The 16,679-nt window shown below is 73.4% G+C and carries 14 protein-coding genes; 1 reads left to right on the top strand and 13 read right to left on the bottom strand.

Annotation, left to right across the window (positions count from 1 at the left end):
* Positions 1 to 62: 62 nt before the first annotated feature.
* The 13 genes from E4N62_RS14330 to E4N62_RS14270 form a co-directional block, all read right to left on the bottom strand.
* Entirely contained in the window at positions 63 to 1,628 is a 1,566-nt protein-coding gene (locus tag E4N62_RS14330) for an MFS transporter (protein ID WP_230214504.1), read from the bottom strand.
* The gene (locus E4N62_RS14325; RefSeq protein WP_230214865.1) at positions 1,625 to 3,094 is read right to left on the bottom strand and encodes an adenylosuccinate lyase family protein; all 1,470 of its coding nucleotides are present in this window, start codon (positions 3,092 to 3,094) and stop codon (positions 1,625 to 1,627) included. The genes E4N62_RS14330 and E4N62_RS14325 overlap by 4 nt, the downstream gene beginning before the upstream one ends.
* A 5-nt stretch (positions 3,095 to 3,099) precedes the next feature.
* Positions 3,100 to 5,166: an FAD/NAD(P)-binding domain-containing protein gene (locus tag E4N62_RS14320; protein ID WP_230214501.1), complete on the bottom strand. Its 2,067-nt coding sequence runs from the start codon at positions 5,164 to 5,166 to the stop codon at positions 3,100 to 3,102.
* The gene (locus E4N62_RS14315; RefSeq protein ID WP_230214498.1) at positions 5,163 to 6,089 is read right to left on the bottom strand and encodes an NAD(P)-dependent oxidoreductase; all 927 of its coding nucleotides are present in this window, start codon (positions 6,087 to 6,089) and stop codon (positions 5,163 to 5,165) included. Before E4N62_RS14315 ends, E4N62_RS14320 begins: the two co-directional genes overlap by 4 nt.
* 3 nt (positions 6,090 to 6,092) lie before the next feature.
* On the bottom strand, positions 6,093 to 6,671 hold the full coding sequence (locus E4N62_RS14310) for a hypothetical protein (RefSeq protein WP_230214496.1): 579 nt from the start codon (positions 6,669 to 6,671) through the stop codon (positions 6,093 to 6,095).
* On the bottom strand, positions 6,668 to 8,359 hold the full coding sequence (locus E4N62_RS14305) for a class I adenylate-forming enzyme family protein (protein ID WP_230214491.1): 1,692 nt from the start codon (positions 8,357 to 8,359) through the stop codon (positions 6,668 to 6,670). Before E4N62_RS14305 ends, E4N62_RS14310 begins: the two co-directional genes overlap by 4 nt.
* Positions 8,346 to 9,194 carry a hypothetical protein gene (locus E4N62_RS14300; protein WP_230214489.1) on the bottom strand — a complete coding sequence of 283 codons (849 nt, stop codon included), beginning with the start codon at positions 9,192 to 9,194 and terminating at the stop codon, positions 8,346 to 8,348. Before E4N62_RS14300 ends, E4N62_RS14305 begins: the two co-directional genes overlap by 14 nt.
* Positions 9,191 to 10,558, bottom strand: coding sequence for a beta-ketoacyl synthase (locus tag E4N62_RS14295; RefSeq protein ID WP_230214863.1), 1,368 nt, complete (start codon positions 10,556 to 10,558; stop codon positions 9,191 to 9,193). The genes E4N62_RS14300 and E4N62_RS14295 overlap by 4 nt, the downstream gene beginning before the upstream one ends.
* Entirely contained in the window at positions 10,548 to 10,913 is a 366-nt protein-coding gene (locus E4N62_RS14290) for an acyl carrier protein (protein WP_230214487.1), read from the bottom strand. Before E4N62_RS14290 ends, E4N62_RS14295 begins: the two co-directional genes overlap by 11 nt.
* Entirely contained in the window at positions 10,910 to 11,194 is a 285-nt protein-coding gene (locus tag E4N62_RS14285) for an acyl carrier protein (protein ID WP_177261679.1), read from the bottom strand. Before E4N62_RS14285 ends, E4N62_RS14290 begins: the two co-directional genes overlap by 4 nt.
* A 75-nt stretch (positions 11,195 to 11,269) precedes the next feature.
* A complete protein-coding gene (locus tag E4N62_RS14280) occupies positions 11,270 to 12,688 on the bottom strand; it encodes a class I adenylate-forming enzyme family protein (protein WP_230214485.1) in 1,419 nt (472 codons plus the stop codon).
* A gap of 6 nt (positions 12,689 to 12,694) precedes the next feature.
* Positions 12,695 to 13,894 (bottom strand): 3-dehydroquinate synthase II family protein, encoded by a 1,200-nt coding sequence (locus E4N62_RS14275; RefSeq protein ID WP_230214482.1) that lies wholly within the window; start codon positions 13,892 to 13,894, stop codon positions 12,695 to 12,697.
* Positions 13,891 to 14,742, bottom strand: a complete 852-nt coding sequence (locus E4N62_RS14270; protein WP_230214861.1) for a class I fructose-bisphosphate aldolase family protein — start codon at positions 14,740 to 14,742, stop codon at positions 13,891 to 13,893. The genes E4N62_RS14275 and E4N62_RS14270 overlap by 4 nt, the downstream gene beginning before the upstream one ends.
* 441 nt (positions 14,743 to 15,183) lie before the next feature.
* On the opposite strand from E4N62_RS14270, the gene E4N62_RS14265 reads away from it, so the two are divergent.
* Complete coding sequence (locus E4N62_RS14265; RefSeq protein WP_230214479.1) at positions 15,184 to 16,575, top strand: MFS transporter; 1,392 nt, start codon at positions 15,184 to 15,186, stop codon at positions 16,573 to 16,575.
* The last annotated feature ends 104 nt before the right edge of the window (positions 16,576 to 16,679 follow it).

The following is a 16,679-nucleotide window of genomic DNA, read 5'->3' as shown; positions in this document are numbered from 1 at the left end:
GATGTGCGTGGTTCGGGTTCGTCCGTGTACGTGGCTCGGGTTCGTCCGTGTACGTGCGGAGCTCAGGTGCGTTGTCGGGGGTGGCCCGGCGGGGAGCGCAGGCCCGCCACCGCCACCGCGCAGCCGACGAGGGCGAGGGCGGCGACGCAGAGCGTTGCCGCGTACATGGCGTCGAGGAAGGCGCGGTCGGCCGTGGTCGCCAGGGAGGGCAGGTTCAGGGAGTCGGCCAGGGAGCGGGCGGCCTCGGCGGAGGTGCGGGCCTGTTCCTCGGCGGCCGGTGACAGACCCTGTGCGGGGGAGGGCAGTTCGGCGTCGGCCATCCGGTGCCGGTAGACCGCCGAGAGGATCGAGCCGGCCATGGCCACGCCGAGGGTGCCGCCCACCTGCCGGGTGACGCTGTTGACGGCGGAACCGGCGCCGGCGAGCTGGGGCGGCACCCCGCGCATCATCACGGCCGTGACCGGGGTACCGACCAGGCCCATGCCGAAGCCCTGGATCCACAGCAGCGCGGCGACGCACCAGAGCGGGGTCCGCCCGTCGAGCCAGGCGTACGCGACATAGGTGACGGCGGTGGCCAGGATCCCGGCGGCGACGGTCCAGCGGGCCGACAGCAGACGGCTCAGCGCCGGCGAGGCCTGGCTGCCCAGGACGATGCCGATCGCGGCGGCGATCATGACCGTCCCGGCGTCGGCGGGGGAGAGGCCCCGGGGGCCCTGGAGATAGAAGGCCGCGTAGAACAGATGACCGGCCAGCGCCATGAAGGCGATCAGCAGGACCACGCTGCCGGCCGTGAAGCCGGGCTGCCGGAACAGCCGCAGATCCAGGCTGGGCGTCGCGGACCTGCGCTGACCGGCGACGAAGACGGCCAGCACCACACCGCCCAGCACCAGGGGCAGCAGTACGTGCGGGCCGTACCAGGCGCTGCCGCCGCCGAGTTCGATGATGCCGTAGACCACCCCGCCCAGGCCGAGCACCGACAGGACGAGACCGGGCAGATCGAGTACACGGCGTCGGGAGCCGCCCAGGTCGGGGACGACGGCCAGGACCGCCGGCAGGCACAGGGCGACGATCGGCACGTTGACCAGGAACACCGAGCCCCACCAGAAGTGGCTGAGCAGCGCCCCGCCCGCGACCGGGCCGACGGCCACGCCGAGACCGCTCGACGAGCTCCAGATCGCGATCGCCCGGGTGCGCTTCTCCTCCGGGGTGCTCTGCACGATCACCGTCAGCGTCGCCGGCATCAACAGGCCGCTGCCCGCGCCCATGAAGGCGCGGGCCACGATCAGCCACGCCGGGCTGTCCACGAACGCGCCCGCGCCAGAGGCCACACCGATCAGCGCGAGCCCGGCGAGCAGGGTGTTCCGGGGGCCGAAACGGTCCGCGAGCGCGCCGCCCGCGAACAGGGTGCAGGCGACGACCAGGGTGTAGGCACTCGCCACCCACTCCAGCTCGCCGGGGGTGGCGCCCAGGCCCGCCACCGGGTCGGCGAGCGTGGTGACGGCGACGTTGAGGATCGAGGTGTCCAGCCAGATCAGCATCTGCGCGCAGACCACGACCACCAGGACCGGCCAGGAGCGGGTGGGTGGGGCGACCTCCGGGGTCCCGGTCGTCCGGCTCACGGTGCTCACAGGGGTCCTCCGCTGGGCGTCTCGTGGTCGCGCACGCCGTCGTATCTGCGCAGGGCGCGGTCGATCAGGGCGTCGGCCGCGCCGGTGTAGCGGGCCGGGTCGAGCAGTTCCGCCAGCTGGGCGGAGGGCAACCGGGCGGACAGCTCGGGGTCGGCGATCAGCAGCTCGCTCAGGGGCCGGCCGGTGTCAGCGGCCTCGGCCGACGCGGCGGTCAGCAGCTTCTTCGCGCGGGCCTTGCCGAGCGCCGGGGTCAGGGCCACGGCCAGCCGTTCGGCGACGATGGCGCCTCCGGTCAGATCGAGGTTGGCCCGCATGCGCTCCGGGTGGACGACCAGGCCCTCCGCCAGCTCGACGGCGGTGTGCGCGGCCCCGCCCGCCAGCCGCAACGCCTCCCGCAGCGGCTGCCATTCGGCGTGCCACGCCCCGGCGGGCCGTTCGTCCTCGGCGAGCAGACACTGCGCCAGCACGAGCGCGTGCGCGGGTACCTGCCGGGCGGCCGACACGATCAGCGTGGCCAGCGCGGGATTCCGCTTCTGCGGCATGGCCGAGGAGGCCCCGCGCCCGGCCGCCGCCGGCTCGGACAGCTCACCGATCTCGGTACGGGACAGCGTCTGCACGTCCAGCGCGAACTTCCCGAGCGCTCCGGTGACGAGCTGCAGCACGGCCCCGAGTTCGGCGACGGGGGTGCGGACGGTGTGCCAGGGGAGGGTGGGTTCGGCGAGTCCCAGAGCCGAGGAGAAGGGGCCCAGCAGCTCCAGACCGCCCGCGTCGGGGGTGCGATCAGCCCTCGCGGTCCCCTCGCGGCCGTCCGTCTCCCGGCGGCCCGCGCGGTCCACCGCCGCATACTCCCGGTACGCGGCCAACGTCCCACCCGCTCCGCCCAGTTGCGCCGGAAGCCCGGACGCCACCGCCCGCACCCGCACCGTCGCGTCGACCACCAGCTCCAGCCACCCCGCGGCCTTCAGCCCGAAGGTCGTCGGCACGGCGTGCTGGGCCAGGGTGCGCCCGGCGAGGACGGTGTGCCGATGGGTGTCGGCCAGTGCGGCGAAGGCCGCGGCGACACGTGACAGATCCCCGCCGATCAGCCCGAGGACCCGGCGGGCGATCACCATCGCCGCCGAGTCCAGGATGTCCTGACTCGTGGACCCCCGGTGCACATACTCCGCGGCGCCCGGATCCTGCGCGGCGACGACCTCGGCGAACGCGGTCACCAGCGCGACCACCGGATTGGCGGCGGCCCGGGCGGCATGGGCCAGGGCGGGCAGGTCGAGCCGTTCCACCCGGGCCGCCGAGGCGATCGTCTCCACCACGGCCGCCGGTGTCAGACCGACCGCGTGCTGGGCGCGGGCCAGCGCCACCTCGGCGTCCAGCATGGCCTGCAGCCACGCCTCGTCGGTCACCTCCGCCGCGGCGGGCGTACCGGCCCAGGTGGGGGCGAGCAGGCCCGCGTCGGTGCCCACGGACATCGCGTTCACGTTCCTCGACTCCCTCCGCCTGCCGTCCGGCCCGCCTCCGGGGCGAGCCCGAGCGCGGCCCGGGCGATCGCGTCCGAGTCCTCCAGCGTCACCGAGCCCACGCCGGGCCTGATGCCGACCGCCGTCACCCAGCGCACGCCCTCCACCGGCACCCCGAAGGCGTACCGGCGCGGATGTGCTCGGCCCTCGGCGTCCACGAGCCGGGGCGGGCCGTCGGTCACCGCCAGCCCGCCGGGCTCGTACCCCGCGTCGCCGCCGAGCCGGAACGGCACGCACGCACCGGCCCGGAACAGCGCCCGCAGCAGCGGGTCGGCGCTGCGCCGCAGATCGACGGCGGGCAGCCGCGCCTCGATCAACGCGGCGACCCGGACCGGGGGTTCGTCCACCAGCTCCGCGTCCACGAGGAAGCAGCCCGGGCCGGGGCCGGGTCCGTCGGGGAAGGGCTCTTCGAGGCCGCCGTCGGGCGACCAGGCCCGGACGCGGATGCTCGGGCCCAGCACGTGCAGCACGTCCGCCTCGATCAGCGCGATCAGCTGCTCGATCCGGAAGGCGGGCGGGCCGATCGACGTGAAGGCGTTCAACGGGGTGTACCAGTCGTCGAGTTCGGCGCGGTACGAGTCGCCGGAGACCCCGCCGTGGTCGACGACCAGCCGGATCTCGTTGCGCAGGTCCCGCAGGGCGTCCAGCGCGGCCTTCAGCGGGCCGTCGACATTGCCGAGGCGGGCCTCGGCGACATCCCGGCGCAGATGGTCCAACAGCCAGTGCCGGAAGTCGGCACGGTCGCTGAACATGCGCTCGCCGTAGGGCTGTTCGATACGTGTCCAGTCCCATCGCTCGTGGGCGGGGACGCCGTGCTCGTCGAGCAGGGCCGCCTCCACGCCCTCGTCGCCCGAGGCCGCGAGGTACGACCGTACGAACGCCGCGGCCGCCTCCGGCCCCCGGGCGGCGCGGATGCGGGCCTCGTGGTGGACGGTCCGTACCTCGCGGTCGACGAGGGGCCAGAGGGCGCCGCGGAAGCCGAGGGGTTGGCCGGCGGTCACGCGGTGCCGTAGCTCCGCGATGACGTCCGCCGTCAGGAAGCGCGGCTCGTGGCGGCCGAGGGCGCCCTTCTGGTTCTCGCCCCGGGCGTGGTACGGGACGCCACGCCGCGAACCGGCGTACAGGACGGGCTCGTTGCCGCTCGGCAGATAGACGAGACCGGACTCGCCCTCCTTGAACGTGCCGCCGCGGCCCTCGGTGAGCAGGGCCAGGCAGTCGAAGAAGTTCAGGCCCAGGCCGCGCAGGGCGACCGGGGTGCCCGGGGCGATGCCGCTCAGGTCGGTGTCGGCCGGATTGGCGGGGGCCACGTAGGTGAGGCCGTGGCGGTCGGCGAAGGAGCGCAGCGCGCGTTCCTCCGGCGACGGGGTCAGGGTGCCGTGGCCGAGGGCCAGCACCACGGCGGCCAGCCCGGTCAGCGTTTCGCCGTTCGCCAGGGTCACCCGCTGCGGCCCGTCCGCGGTGTCCTCGCGCAAACCGGTCGCGGTGGTCCGGTGCGTGTGGACGGTGACATGGGCGGGGGCCGTGCGTAACAGGTGGCTGAAGACCCACTCCAGGTAATGGCCGTGGAACGCGCGGGTCGGATAGGTGTCCGGGCCGAGCCGCCGGGCCTCGACCAGGGCGCGGGCCGGGAGATCGTGGTCGACGACCCCGTCCCGGACCGCGCACGCCCACTCGTACAGGCTGGGGCCCGGCACCGTCGGTCCCGCGCAGTCCACGCTCGCGTCGGTGAACAGGGTCACCTGGGAGGCGACCGTGTTCATCAGCAGCTCGCCCGGCTGGTCCGTCCGCCAGACCGCGCCCGCGCCCGGCGGGTACGGGTCCACGAGGTGCACCTCGACCGGCCGGACGATCCCCCCGGCGTTGGCACAGATCCGCTCCAGCACGGACAGCCCCCGGGGGCCGGCACCGACCACACAGACGGTGAGGGGGCCGGCGGGGCCGGCGGCGCCGGGCAGGGCGGCGGCCGTGGCGGTCCAGCCGGTCCGGGGCGTGTCGGGTGCGGTGGTGTCGTCGGGGCCGGTCATTCCTGGCCCAGTCCGTCGCGCCAGCTCGGTCTGGCCGGCTTCCAGCCGAGCGCCGTACGGGCCCGGTCGTTGGCGGCGCCGTGCGCCGAGGTGAGCTGGTGGGCCATGAACCAGCCGAGGAGACGGGGCGCGAGGGCCGCGGGGACCGTGCGCGGGGAGGGCGCGGCGAGCATCCGGGCGAGGTGGGGCAGCCACTGCGCCGCCGGGGCCGGATCGTCGTCCGTCACATGGAACACCCCGCTCGCGTCGGCCTCGACGGCCGTCACCGCCGCCCCCACGGCGTCCTCGACGTGCAGGAACGACATGATCCCCGCCCCGCTGCCCGGCAGCGGCAGCCGCCCGGCCCGCACGGATTCCGCGGTCGCGCCGGTACGGGCGTACGCGGTGCGGGGGCCGTACAGCGTGCCGTAGCGCAGCACCACACCCTCCAGGCCGCTGCCTGGGTCCGTCACCCGCCGTTCCAGCTCGGCGACGGCCCGCACGGTCGAGGCCCAGCCGGGGTCGGGAGCGTCCACGTACAGGGGCGCGTCCTCGTCCAGGACCGGGTCCCCGGCCGGGGCGGCGGCGAACGCGATGGACTGGGCGACGAGCCGGCGTGAACCGGCCGCGCGGGCCCCCTCGACCAGATGGGCGGTGCCCTCGGTGCGCAGCCGGGCGGTGAGGGCGAAGGCCCCCGGCGGGTCGTCGCGCAGCAGCCGCAGCGCCGACATCTGGTGGACGACCACCTCGGGCCGGGCGGCCGACACCGCCGCCAGCACGGCCTCACGGTCCAGGGCGTCGGCGACCACCACCTCGTCCGCCTCCGGGACCCGCTCCCTCGACCTCTGCCGCACCAGTGCGCTCACCCGGTGGCCCCGCGCCCGCAACGCGCCCACCAGCGGACGGCCCACCACTCCGGTGGCCCCGGCGACAAGTACGCGCATGCCTCAGCCCTCCGAACCCGGTGCGACGGGAGCGGCGGCGACGCGCATCAGCAGACGGCACGCCGCGTCACCGTTCCGCAGACAGCTCTCGGCCCTGTTCTCCGTGAGGGTCACGCCGAGCCCCTCGGACCAGCCGGCGTGGACGGCGGTGCACGGGCAGCGGTAGCCCTCCAGGGAACCGGCCATCCGGACCATGGTGATCGCGAAGTTCCGCTTCAGCGTCAGCACGATCAGGTCGTCGTCCTCGACCTCGGTGGCGGCGTTGCGCAGCTCCGGCGGGAACATCCGGTCGCCGCAGTCGTCGTAGCGACGGCGCAGCTCCTCCAGGTCCTTGCGGACGTCACCGGTGTCGGGGAGCGGCCCGTACAGCCGGGCGACCCGCTGCCCGACGTGCAGGGCGACCTTCCCCATCGCCTCCGCGTTGATCTCGTTCGCGGCCTCCTGCCCGAACCGCGCGGCCACGCCCTGGTACCAGTTGGCGTCGTGCTGCCACCACAGCCGGTACGCCTCGCTCGCGCGGGCGCGGTGGTTGACTCCGTCGCCACCGGCCGCGCCCCCGGTCGCTGTCGTCGTCGTGCTCATGCGTGCTGCTCCTCGGTGGCGACGGTGTCGGCCATGTCGGCGGCGAACCGGTCGCGCATCACTCGTTTGAGAACCTTGCCGGTGGCCCCCTTGGCCACGTCGTCGGGCTTCATCCGCAGGGCCCGGGACACGGGTGGGAAACCGGCCTCCGTCAGCACGGAGTTGACGCGCCCGGTCCACTCCTCGTCACCGGTCTCGCCGTTCTCCTCGGCCGGCTGGAGCAGCACGTATGCCTCGGCCTCCCCGTCGCCGTCCCAGTCCGCGCGGACGCCGTCCGGGGCGACCGCGACCACCGTGCAGTCGGCGAGGCCCGGCAGCTCGGCCAGGAGGAGTTCCTCGGTGCGGGTGCTGAAGACGATCCCCGCGCGGGTGCGGACGGCGTCCGGGGCCCGGTCGAGGTGGTAGAAGTTGCCCGCCTCGTCCTGGCGGGCGAGGTCGCCGGTGAGCCAGTAGCCGCCGAGCCGCATCCGGTTCCAGGTGAGCGAATCGTTCCAGTATCCGGGTGTGAGGGTGGGCGACTTGAGGCCTAGGCGGCCGATCTGCCCGGGTGGCAGCGGGGTGCCGTCCTCGGCCAGGACCGCGGCCTCGGCGAAGCTGATCGGCTTGCCGACGCAGCGGGAGTAGGCGGAGGTGTCCTTGGTGTGCCGGTTGTGGAAGACGGAGTAGCCGGCCTCCGACGAACCGAGCCCGTCCACGAAGACCGAGCCCTCGACCCGGACCCGGCTCAGGTCGCGACGGATCTCGATCCGGCTCCCGTGCCGGACGAGCGCCCGGATGTGCGCCTCGTGCGCCGCGTCCCCGGTGTTGAACCACACCTGCACGCTGGACAGATCACGTGCCGTCAGATCCTCCGCCGCCATCTCGCCGAAGGTCCCGGCGAAGGCCAGCACGGTCGTCGGCCGGAACTCCTCGATCGCGTCGAGGACGTCCGTGCCCCGCTGGCTGGAGAGCAGCCTGATGTCCGTGCGCAGCAGCAGGCAGTACAGCAGCGTCGCCACCATCGCGTTGTGCGCGCCCGGCAGCCCCACCAGCGTGCGTTCCATGTCGGCGCCGGTCGAGAACCGTAGCCGGTGCAACTGGGCGTACATCAGCGTCCGGTGGGTGTGCGGCACCCCCTTCGGCAGACCGGTCGTACCGGAGGAGTGGGAGATCAGCACGGGGTCGGTGGGGTCGTGCCGGTACGGGTACGCCTGCGGCAGCGATGCGCGGTGCTCCGGCCGGATGTCGCCGGCGGTCACTCGGAAGCCGAGGGTCGAATCGTCCCCGGCCGGCACCTCCCGGTGTGCCTCGTCCGTGAAGGCGCCCACCGCGCCCTGGCGGCGGACGTACTCCCGGGCGATCTCCGGGGACAGGTTGCCGTTGACGAACGACGGGATCGCGCCGAGCGAGGTCAGCGCCAGGAAGTTCACCGCGAACTCGGCGGTCGAGAAGGAATGGATGGCCACCGGGTCGCGGGGGCGCACACCGTGGGCCGCGTACCAGCCCGCGTAGGTCTCCACCACCTCGTACAACTGCCCGAGTGTCAGCACCTCGGGCCGGCTGCCGTCCGGTGCGCGCCAGGTGCCGTCGGTGCGCAACACCGGCTCGTCGAGCGGGCGTTCGTACGCCCGCAGCCGGTGCAGGACGTTGCCGGCGCCGAGTTCCGTGTCGGAGCAGATCCGCGCCCGCTCCTGCCTACTGATGAGCATGGGTCTCCGTCTCGTCTCGATCGCCGTCCCGCAGGAGACGACGGTGGGCGTCGGCCAGGTCGAACAGGCCTTGCACGCTGCCGGTGTGCGGAGCCGCCGCCGGGCTCTCCCCGGCGTACGTCTCCGTCGGCATGATGGTGACGGGGGTGCCGGAACCGGGGCGGCCGAGCAGGACGGCCGCGGCCACGGCGGCGGAGGCGGGCAGGTCCGGGACCGGGCGGCCGTGGTCCGCGGACAGCTCCCGGTGCACGGCGGCCCATCGCTCGCCGCCGCCCAGTTCCACGCCCACCACCAGGACCCGGTCCAGCTCCGGGTCCTCCAGGAGGAGGTCGGCCATCGCCAGCAGCTCGGTCGCCGGGTCGTCGAGCGTGGACAGGCTGAACATCTGCCCGGTGATCCCGAACTCCCGGCTGAGGTGCCCCAGCACGGAGTTGGCGGTGGCCTGCATGAACAGCAGCGGGTTGTGCACCCGGCCCGAGACCACCCGCCGGCTCGCCACATCGGCCGTGGTGGTGTCGCCCATCAGGCTCGCCAGCGCGACGGCCGTACGGGAGCCTTCCCCGCTCTCGGCCTCGCCCGAGCGGGAGGTGTCCCCACGGGGACGTGCGGTCAGGCACCGCGCGGCGACCTCGTACACCAGCGGGCTGAACGCCGACTCCACGAACCCGGGCAGGCGCGGCAGCGGGATGTCGCCGTCCCGCCCGGTCCCATGGGTCGCGGTGGCGGCGGCCAGGACCCCGAGCGCCGGATGCGACGCCGTCACGCCGGTCGCCGGGGTCTCGGTCCGGTCGGCAGCCCGGGTCTCGGTTTTCCTGCCCAGTTCCGTCTTCGTCACGGTCGCTCCAGGACGAGTGCGGTGTTGGCGCCCCCGAAGGCGGCGTTGATGGTGAGGGCGCGGCGGAGGTCCGCCCGGCGGGGGCTGTTCGGGACGTAGTCCAGGTCGCACTCCGGGTCCGCCCGCGTGAAGTTGGCGGTCGGCGGCAGCACGCCCTCCGTCAGGGCCAGCATCGTGATCACGAACTCCACGACTCCGGCGGCCTCCAGGAGATGGCCCGTGGTGCTCTTGGTGGAGCTGACCGGGATCGACTCGGCCCGCTTCCCGAGGGCGGCGCGCAGCCCCCGGGTCTCGGCGCCGTCGTTGTACTTGGTGCCGGTGCCGTGGGCGTTGACATAGCCGAGGCTCGCCCCGTCGGGGTCCCCGGCCAGCCGCAGGGCCTGGCGGGTCGCGAGGGCCAGGCCGACGCCGTCCGGGTGCGGCTGGGCGATGTGGTGGGCGTCGGTCGCCGCACCCCAGCCGACCACGCTCGCGAGCGGCCGTGCCCCGCGCCGCCGCGTGTGCTCGGCGGACTCCAGCACGACCGCCGCGACCCCGTCGCCGAGCAGCAGTCCCGTGCGGTCGGCGCTGAACGGCCGCACCGTACCGTCCCGCGACAGCGCCCGCCCCGAGTCGAACTTCCCGAACGTCTCCTCCTCCACCAGATAGCCGCCGGCGCACACCGCCACGTCTATGCGCCCGCCGGCGATCAGCCGGCAGGCGTGGATGATCGCGGCGGCGGAGGCCACACAGGCGTTGGTGAAAGTGAGCCGGGGCCCGGTCAGCCCGAGGCCTCGGGCAAGGGACTGGGCGAGATGCGCGGGGACGGCGTCCGCGAGCCGGGCCGCCGCCGCATCGGCCGACGCCACGGCGAGCCCCGCCGCCCCGACGGCTCCGGTTCCCGTTCCGGGGTGGACGTGCCCCGCGTCGGTGCCGGTGAACCCGGGGGCTCGGGTCGAGTCCCGGCCCGTACCGGTGAACCCGGGGGACCGGATCGCGTCTCGGTCCGACTCGGTGCCGTCGTTCTCGTCGGCCCCCGCTGCCGTAGCCCCCGCTGCCGCCGTCTCCCGCCAGTACCGCGTGATGCTCGTGCAGTCGCCCGCGATGCCCAGGAGGACCGCCGCCTCGGTGCCCCTCGGGAGGCCCGCCATGTCGAGGGCCTCCGCGCCGCATCGGGCGAGGGCGGGACGCAGCGCCCAGTGCTCCGTCCCGTCGGGACCGTCGGGGGCGGCGCCGGCCATCGAGGTGCGATAGGGGCCGGTGTCGAACCGGGTGGTGGGGGCGAAGGAGGGGACACCCGCGAAGACACCGCGCCGCAAGGCGTCCGGCCCCGCGCCGAAGGCGGTGCGCACGCCGAACCCGGTCACCGTCACCTCACCGGCCAACGCGCTCACCCCCGTCCGCCGCCTCCGGCGTTCCCGCTCCCGGATTCCCCGCCGCGCCCAGGAACTCCGTGAGCCGCCGGAGCGAGGTCAGGTCGGCGATGTCCTCGTCGCCGGGCTCCACGACCAGGCCGTACCGCTCCTCCACCACATGCAGCAGCCACACCAACCCCAGCGAGTCCAGGACCAGTTCGGCGTCCTCGTCGAGATCGTCCGGGACGCCGGGGAAGATCTTGCGGTCGGACAGCAGCTCCCGGACGAGACCGGTGGTGAGGACGGCCGGGGCGACGGCGGCCGACGGGGACGCGCCCCGCGCGGCCGCTTCCGTGACGGACGACGTCGAGGTCTCCGCGTTCATGCCTTCGCCCCGCGCCCGACGACCTCGGCGACGAGCCCGCCGAGGGTCAGCGAGGCCAGCGGCTCGATGTCGGTGTCCGGGATCTCCACGCCGAACCGCGATTCCAGCCGCAACGTCAGCTCGATGAGACTCAGGGAGTCCAGCTCCAGACCGCCGACGGTCACCGGGCTCTCGTCGGTGATGCCGTCCCGGCTCAGCAGGATGTTCATCTCGTCGATGACCGTGGTCAGGACGAACTCGCGGATCTCGTTGTCCAGGGTGGACGTGCTCATGATCGCCATCTCCAGGGGGAATGTCGTGAGAAGGTCGTGCGAAAACTCATCGGGGCCGTTCGCCCGGGGCTGTCTGCCGAGCCGTCACGCGCCGCCGCTCGCCGCCGCCTGGAGCGTCGCAGCCCGGCGGACCAGCTTCCCGTTCGACGTGCGGGGCAGGTCCTCCAGCATCCGGATCACCCGGGGCAGCTTGTAGTCGGCCAGCCGCTCCCGGCACCAGCGCAGCAGCTCCTCCGCCGACGGACTCCCGCCCCCGGCGGCGAGGGCCACGTACGCCTCGGTGACGTCCTCGTGGACCAGGACCGCCTGCTCGACGGCCGGGTGCGCGCGCAGCACGTGCTCGACCTCGGTGAGGTCGACCTTGAGGCCGCCGATGACGACGAGGGAGTCGGCGCGGCCGCCCACGGTGACCGTCCCGTCGGCGCCGACCGCCGCCCGGTCACGGGTGTGCAGCCAGCCGTCGGTGTACTGGGTGCCGCCGGAGTCGAAGAGGTAGGGCGACTCGCCGAGCGCGACGTCCAGTTCGCCCTTGTGCGCGCGGACCACCACCCCCGGCGCGGGGCGGCCCACGGAGGGGCGCAGCGTGCCGCCGACGTCGATGGCGACGATGCCGGTCTCGGTGGTGCCGTAGGCCTCACCGACCATGACGCCGTACCGTTCGGCGAACCGCGCGGCGACCTCCGGAGGCATCAGCTCGCCGCCGGAGACGGCGGTCCGCAGCGCGGGCAGCGCGGGCGGATCGAGGGCGGACGCGAGCAGTTCGTAGTGCATCGGCACCCCGAACAGGGCGCTGATCTCGTGGTCGAGGGAGGTCCGCAGGATGTCGCGGGCCGAGACCCGGGGCGCGAAGACGACGCAGACCCCGGCCGCCAGCGCGTGCAGCAGCCCGCCGACCAGCCCGAAGCTGTGCGCGGTGGAGCTGAGCAGCAGCAGCCGGTCGCCCTCGACCGGCATCCCGGGAACCGCCGCGAACGACTCCAGCTCGGCGGCGATCGACCCGGCGGTCCGGCCGATCACCTTCGGCCGCCCGGTCGATCCCGAGCTGAACTGGACCAGCCGGTGCCCGCCGTCGGCCGCCCGCCCCGCCCTGCGGCACTCGGTGGCGACCTCGTACTCGGACCGGAAGCCGAACGCCGCCCGGACGTTGGCGCCGGCCCGGACCATGAACTGCGGCCGGCAGACGGCGCACAGCGCGTCGACCTCGGCGGGCTTCAGCCGGAAGTCGAACAGCATCACCTGCGCGCCCAGCCGCCACAGCGCCAGCAGGACCTCGACCTGGGTGAAACTGGGCGGGGTCCGCAGCCCCACCGTGCTGCCGGGGCCGATGTCGTAACCGGCGAACACGGCGGCCTGCTTGGCCACCCGCTCCCGTAACTCCCCGCGGGTGACGGTCTCCCGCTGGTGCGTCAGATAGGGCAGACCGTCGTCCCGCGCGTCGAACAGCCGCTGGACCAGGGCACCCATCCCGTCCTCTCCGGCCGCGGCCGCCACGAGCTCGCCCATGGGACCTCAGACCTCCTTGCAGAACTCGCCGATGGGCAGGCCCACATGGCGCTTGTCCTGGGCCAGATATCCGAGCAGCTCGTCGCCGGTCCGCAGCTCGGTGACGTTGAGGACCTTGCCGCCCGGCCCGAGCACCCGCACATGCCAGTCGTCCTGCACGGTCAGGCTCACCAGTCGCCCGTCCTCCGCGTGGGTGCGGATCTCCAGCAGCGGGCGGGACTCCAGCTTGGCCCGCCCGACCACCACGCGCCGGGTGCGGCCGTCGGCGCCGACCGCCAGCAGGGCGCTGCCGGAACCGACCTCGCTGAGGTAGTTGGTGCGGTTGTCGGGGCCCAGCGTGTACGAGTGCAGGGCACCGGCGTTGACCCGGAAGGGCCGGGTCGGCATGTACGGCAGCGGGTGGGTCTCGCTGCAGCAGAGCACGAACCCGGAGGAGTACGAGCCGACGAGGATGCCCTCGTCCTCCTCGAAGTGCGAGCAGGTGTCCACGCAGACCCGGTCGCCGAGCCCGACGTGCCGGATGCTCTCGACGGTGAGCGTGGACAGCTCCAGCTGCGGGGTGGTCGCCTCCAGCAGCCGGGCCAGCGCGAACACGTCGTCCGCGCTGCGGGGGGTGAACAGGATGCCGTCCGAACCGCGTTCGAGGACGTCGAAGACGATGGCCGCCTCCTCCAGGTCCCCGACGACGGTCACCAGCTTCCCCTCGGCCGACTCGGCCGCCGCGAGCACGATCTCCAACGGGATCTTCGTCGGATCGGCGAAGTGGATCACCGTGTACGGCAGTGCCATCGCACCCACGCACGACAGCTGGAGGGTGCGGTCGTCCCGTACGTCGACGAAGCCGGCGACCGGGGTGCCGCTCGCGGCCCGGTTCTCCGCCGCGAGGGCGTCCAGCTCGTCCTGGGCGGTGAACTTCCGCAGCAGAAGGTCGACTCCGGCGCCGGTGGAGGGCTTGTCCGCGGGCTTGGCGTCGGCCGCGGCCTTCGCCTCCCTGTCACCCTTGCCGCCCTTGTCGGCGGGCTTCCCCGCGGGCACGGCGGCCGGGGCTCCGCCCGCCAGCACCCGGGTCACCGTCGGCGGCAGTGTCCCCAGCAGCTCGGCGTCGGCGGAGACCACCCCCGCCATCCGGGCGTGGACGGCCGCGTCCACCACCGCCTGGAGCTGCGGACGGGGGACTTCACGGAGATCGATCCACGCGAACCTCATGCGACACCTGCCACGATCGTCGAGTAGGGGGAATGGGTCGTGCCTGTATGTGCCATGTTTATGCCATCCAGGGGGTCCGCATCGCCGTGCCCCTCCCCGTGCACCACGGCGGCGAGCCGGGAGACCAGGGAGGCGGGGGAGGCGGAGGAGAAGACGCGGCGGCCGACGGCCAGACCGCGACAGCCGGCGGCCATCACGGCGGTGCCGTACTCGATGAGGTCGGAGCCGTCGGGCGGGCCGCCGGCGGCGAGGACGGGGATGGGGCTGTGGGCCACCACCTCGGCCATCCGGTCGAGCGGCAGGGCCACCGAGGTCTTCACCATGTCGGCGCCCAGGTCGGCGGCGACGTTCACGATGTGCGCGAGGAGCGCGGGATCGTGCGGATTCTCGATCCGGGGGCCCCGGGGGTAGACCATCGCGATCAGCGGCATGCCCCAGGTGTCGCAGGATCGGGCCACCGCGCCCAGGTCGGCGAGCTGACGCCCCTCGGTGTCCGAGCCGATGTTCACATGGACGCTGACCGCGTCGGCGCCGAGGGCCACCGCCTCCTCCACGTCGCCGACCAGCACCTTGGCGTCGACGTCGGCGGAGCAGGTCGTGCTGGCGCTCAGATGCACCACCAGCGCGCAGTTCCTGAGGAGGGCGGGGTCGAGGGTGCGGGCCCGCCCCTTGTGGACGACGATCCCGTCGGCGCCGCCGGCCACCAGAGCCTTCAACAGCTCTTCCCACTGACCCGGAGGAGCGACCGGACCGTCCGAGACGCTGTGGTCGAGCGGTATCAGCAAATGCCGGTCGTCACCGGCCAGGGAAAGCCTTCTCCAACGTAATGGCTTGCCACTTTTCAGCATGGGAAAAGCCTTCCGCTCCATGTCCGAAAAACGATGGTCGTAGAACTTTCAAGTTCTGCCGGGCGCCAGCATTTCGTGGGTGATCGGCGGTTGGCAAGGCGTGACCGGCGGCAAATTTTTATGCGGAAGGACGCATGAATATTGACAGCGACTCGACAGGATTCCCGGGGTTGACGGGCTCCAAGGGTGGCTTTCGTGCCGTATTTTGACGACCTGTCCGCACACATAGCGGGATCACATGTTTGATATGGGTGTTGTCCCGTGTAATCGACGCGTATTCCGCCTTCGAAAGAATTCGACGAAGTGGGCGGGCGTTCTTTCTCGGGGTTCCTTGTGGGATTCGAATTTCCCGGCCTAGGGTGACAGCCACACTCCGGTTCGTGTTTCATGCGTGGCCGTCCCCCTCTGGGCCCGGACCATTCGTCTCCGGGCGTACCGGAAGTGAGCCCCCATGCCCGAATCCCCGTCCAGGGCCGTCGCCGAGGCCGCGGCCCCAGCCCCGCCGCCTTACCCGCCTCCCCGTCGGCCGCGTCGAGCAAGCCGTCCCGGGTCGCCGCCGCGAGTCTCATCGGCACGACCATCGAGTACTACGACTTCGCCGTCTACGGCACGGCCTCCGCGCTCGTCCTCGGCCCCGCGTTCTTCCCCTCCGGCAACCCGACCGTCTCCACCCTCGCCGCGTTCCTCACCTTCGCCGCGGCCTTCCTGTCCCGCCCCCTCGGCGTCGTGCTCTTCGGCACGATCGGCGACCGACTGGGCAGACGGCGCGCCCTGGTCGCCTCCCTCCTGCTCATGGGCCTCGCGACGGTCGGCGTCGGCCTGCTCCCGACCTACGAGACCGCCGGACTCCTCGCCCCCGTCCTCCTGGTGACCCTCCGTCTGCTGCAGGGCGTCAGCATGGGCGGCGAGTGGGGCGGCGCGGTCCTGCTGGCCGCCGAGCACGCCCCGCCCGGCCGACGGGCCCTGTACGCCGCCGTCCCGAACGTCGGCCCCTCCCTCGGGTTCCTGCTCTCCAGCGCCGTCATCCTCCCGACCCTGAACATCGTGGGCCGCGACGGCTTCGCCGACTGGGCCTGGCGGGTGCCGTTCCTGCTCAGCGCGGTGCTCGTGGTGGTCGGGCTGTGGGTGCGGTCGACGGTGTCGGAGTCACCACTCTTCCGGGAACGGTCCTCGGCGGGCACGTCCGCGGGCTCGTCGGGGTCCCCGGCGGCACCGGTGTCGCGCTTCCCGCTCGGCACGCTCGTCACACGCCATCCCGGGCGGCTGCTGCTCGGCACCGGCGCGGCGATCGGCGGGTCCGCCGTCTACTACCTGACGATCGTCTACAGCCTGTCCTACGGGCCGAAGTCGCTCGGCATCCCGCAGAACACGATGCTCACGGCGGCGAGTGTGGGGGCGGCGGCGGGGATCGCGATCACCCTGCCCGTCGCCCGGCTGGCCGACCGGGTCGGGCGCCGTCCGCTGATGCTGGCGGGCGCGGCCGGCTCCGTCGTGTGGGCCGTGCCGATGTACGGGTCGCTCAGCACGGGCAACGCGTTCTTGATCACCGGTGCGTACACGGTGGGTCTCGGGCTGCTCGCCCTGATGTTCTCGCCGATGGCGGCGTTCCTGGCGGAGCTGTTCCCGGCGTGGCTGCGCTACACCGGGGCGTCGGCGGCGTTCATCCTGGCCAACACGTTCGGGGGCGGGTTCGCTCCGCTCATGGCGACGTGGTTGAACAGTCAGTGGTCGTCGCCGTTGGTGCTGGGGTTCTACTCGGGTGGGTTGTGCCTGGTCAGTCTGGTGTGCGTGTGGGCGCTGCCGGAAACCCGTGAGGACGACTTCGCCGTCTGAGTTTCCTCGCCCCACGCAGTTCCCCGCGCGCCTGAAAGGGGCGCGGGGAACTGCGCGAGAAGCCCCACCGGCCCGCGCATGGGGGTCGAAGGGGCGCAGCCCCT

This window comes from Streptomyces sp. MNU76 (assembly GCF_020982545.1).
Classification (GTDB): Bacteria; Actinomycetota; Actinomycetes; order Streptomycetales; family Streptomycetaceae; genus Streptomyces.
The sequence above is the reverse complement of the archived record's forward strand: the minus strand, read 5'-3'. Positions and strand labels throughout refer to the sequence as shown.

Coding starts and splice junctions, on each gene's coding strand:
- E4N62_RS14290 (WP_230214487.1), bottom strand. CDS start 10,913: ATGAACGCGGAGACCTCGACGTCGTCCGTCACGGAAGCGGCCGCGCGG.
- E4N62_RS14280 (WP_230214485.1), bottom strand. CDS start 12,688: ATGGGCGAGCTCGTGGCGGCCGCGGCCGGAGAGGACGGGATGGGTGCC.
- E4N62_RS14275 (WP_230214482.1), bottom strand. CDS start 13,894: ATGAGGTTCGCGTGGATCGATCTCCGTGAAGTCCCCCGTCCGCAGCTC.
- E4N62_RS14315 (WP_230214498.1), bottom strand. CDS start 6,089: ATGCGCGTACTTGTCGCCGGGGCCACCGGAGTGGTGGGCCGTCCGCTG.
- E4N62_RS14305 (WP_230214491.1), bottom strand. CDS start 8,359: ATGCTCATCAGTAGGCAGGAGCGGGCGCGGATCTGCTCCGACACGGAA.
- E4N62_RS14310 (WP_230214496.1), bottom strand. CDS start 6,671: ATGAGCACGACGACGACAGCGACCGGGGGCGCGGCCGGTGGCGACGGA.
- E4N62_RS14270 (WP_230214861.1), bottom strand. CDS start 14,742: ATGCTGAAAAGTGGCAAGCCATTACGTTGGAGAAGGCTTTCCCTGGCC.
- E4N62_RS14325 (WP_230214865.1), bottom strand. CDS start 3,094: ATGTCCGTGGGCACCGACGCGGGCCTGCTCGCCCCCACCTGGGCCGGT.
- E4N62_RS14320 (WP_230214501.1), bottom strand. CDS start 5,166: ATGACCGGCCCCGACGACACCACCGCACCCGACACGCCCCGGACCGGC.
- E4N62_RS14285 (WP_177261679.1), bottom strand. CDS start 11,194: ATGGCGATCATGAGCACGTCCACCCTGGACAACGAGATCCGCGAGTTC.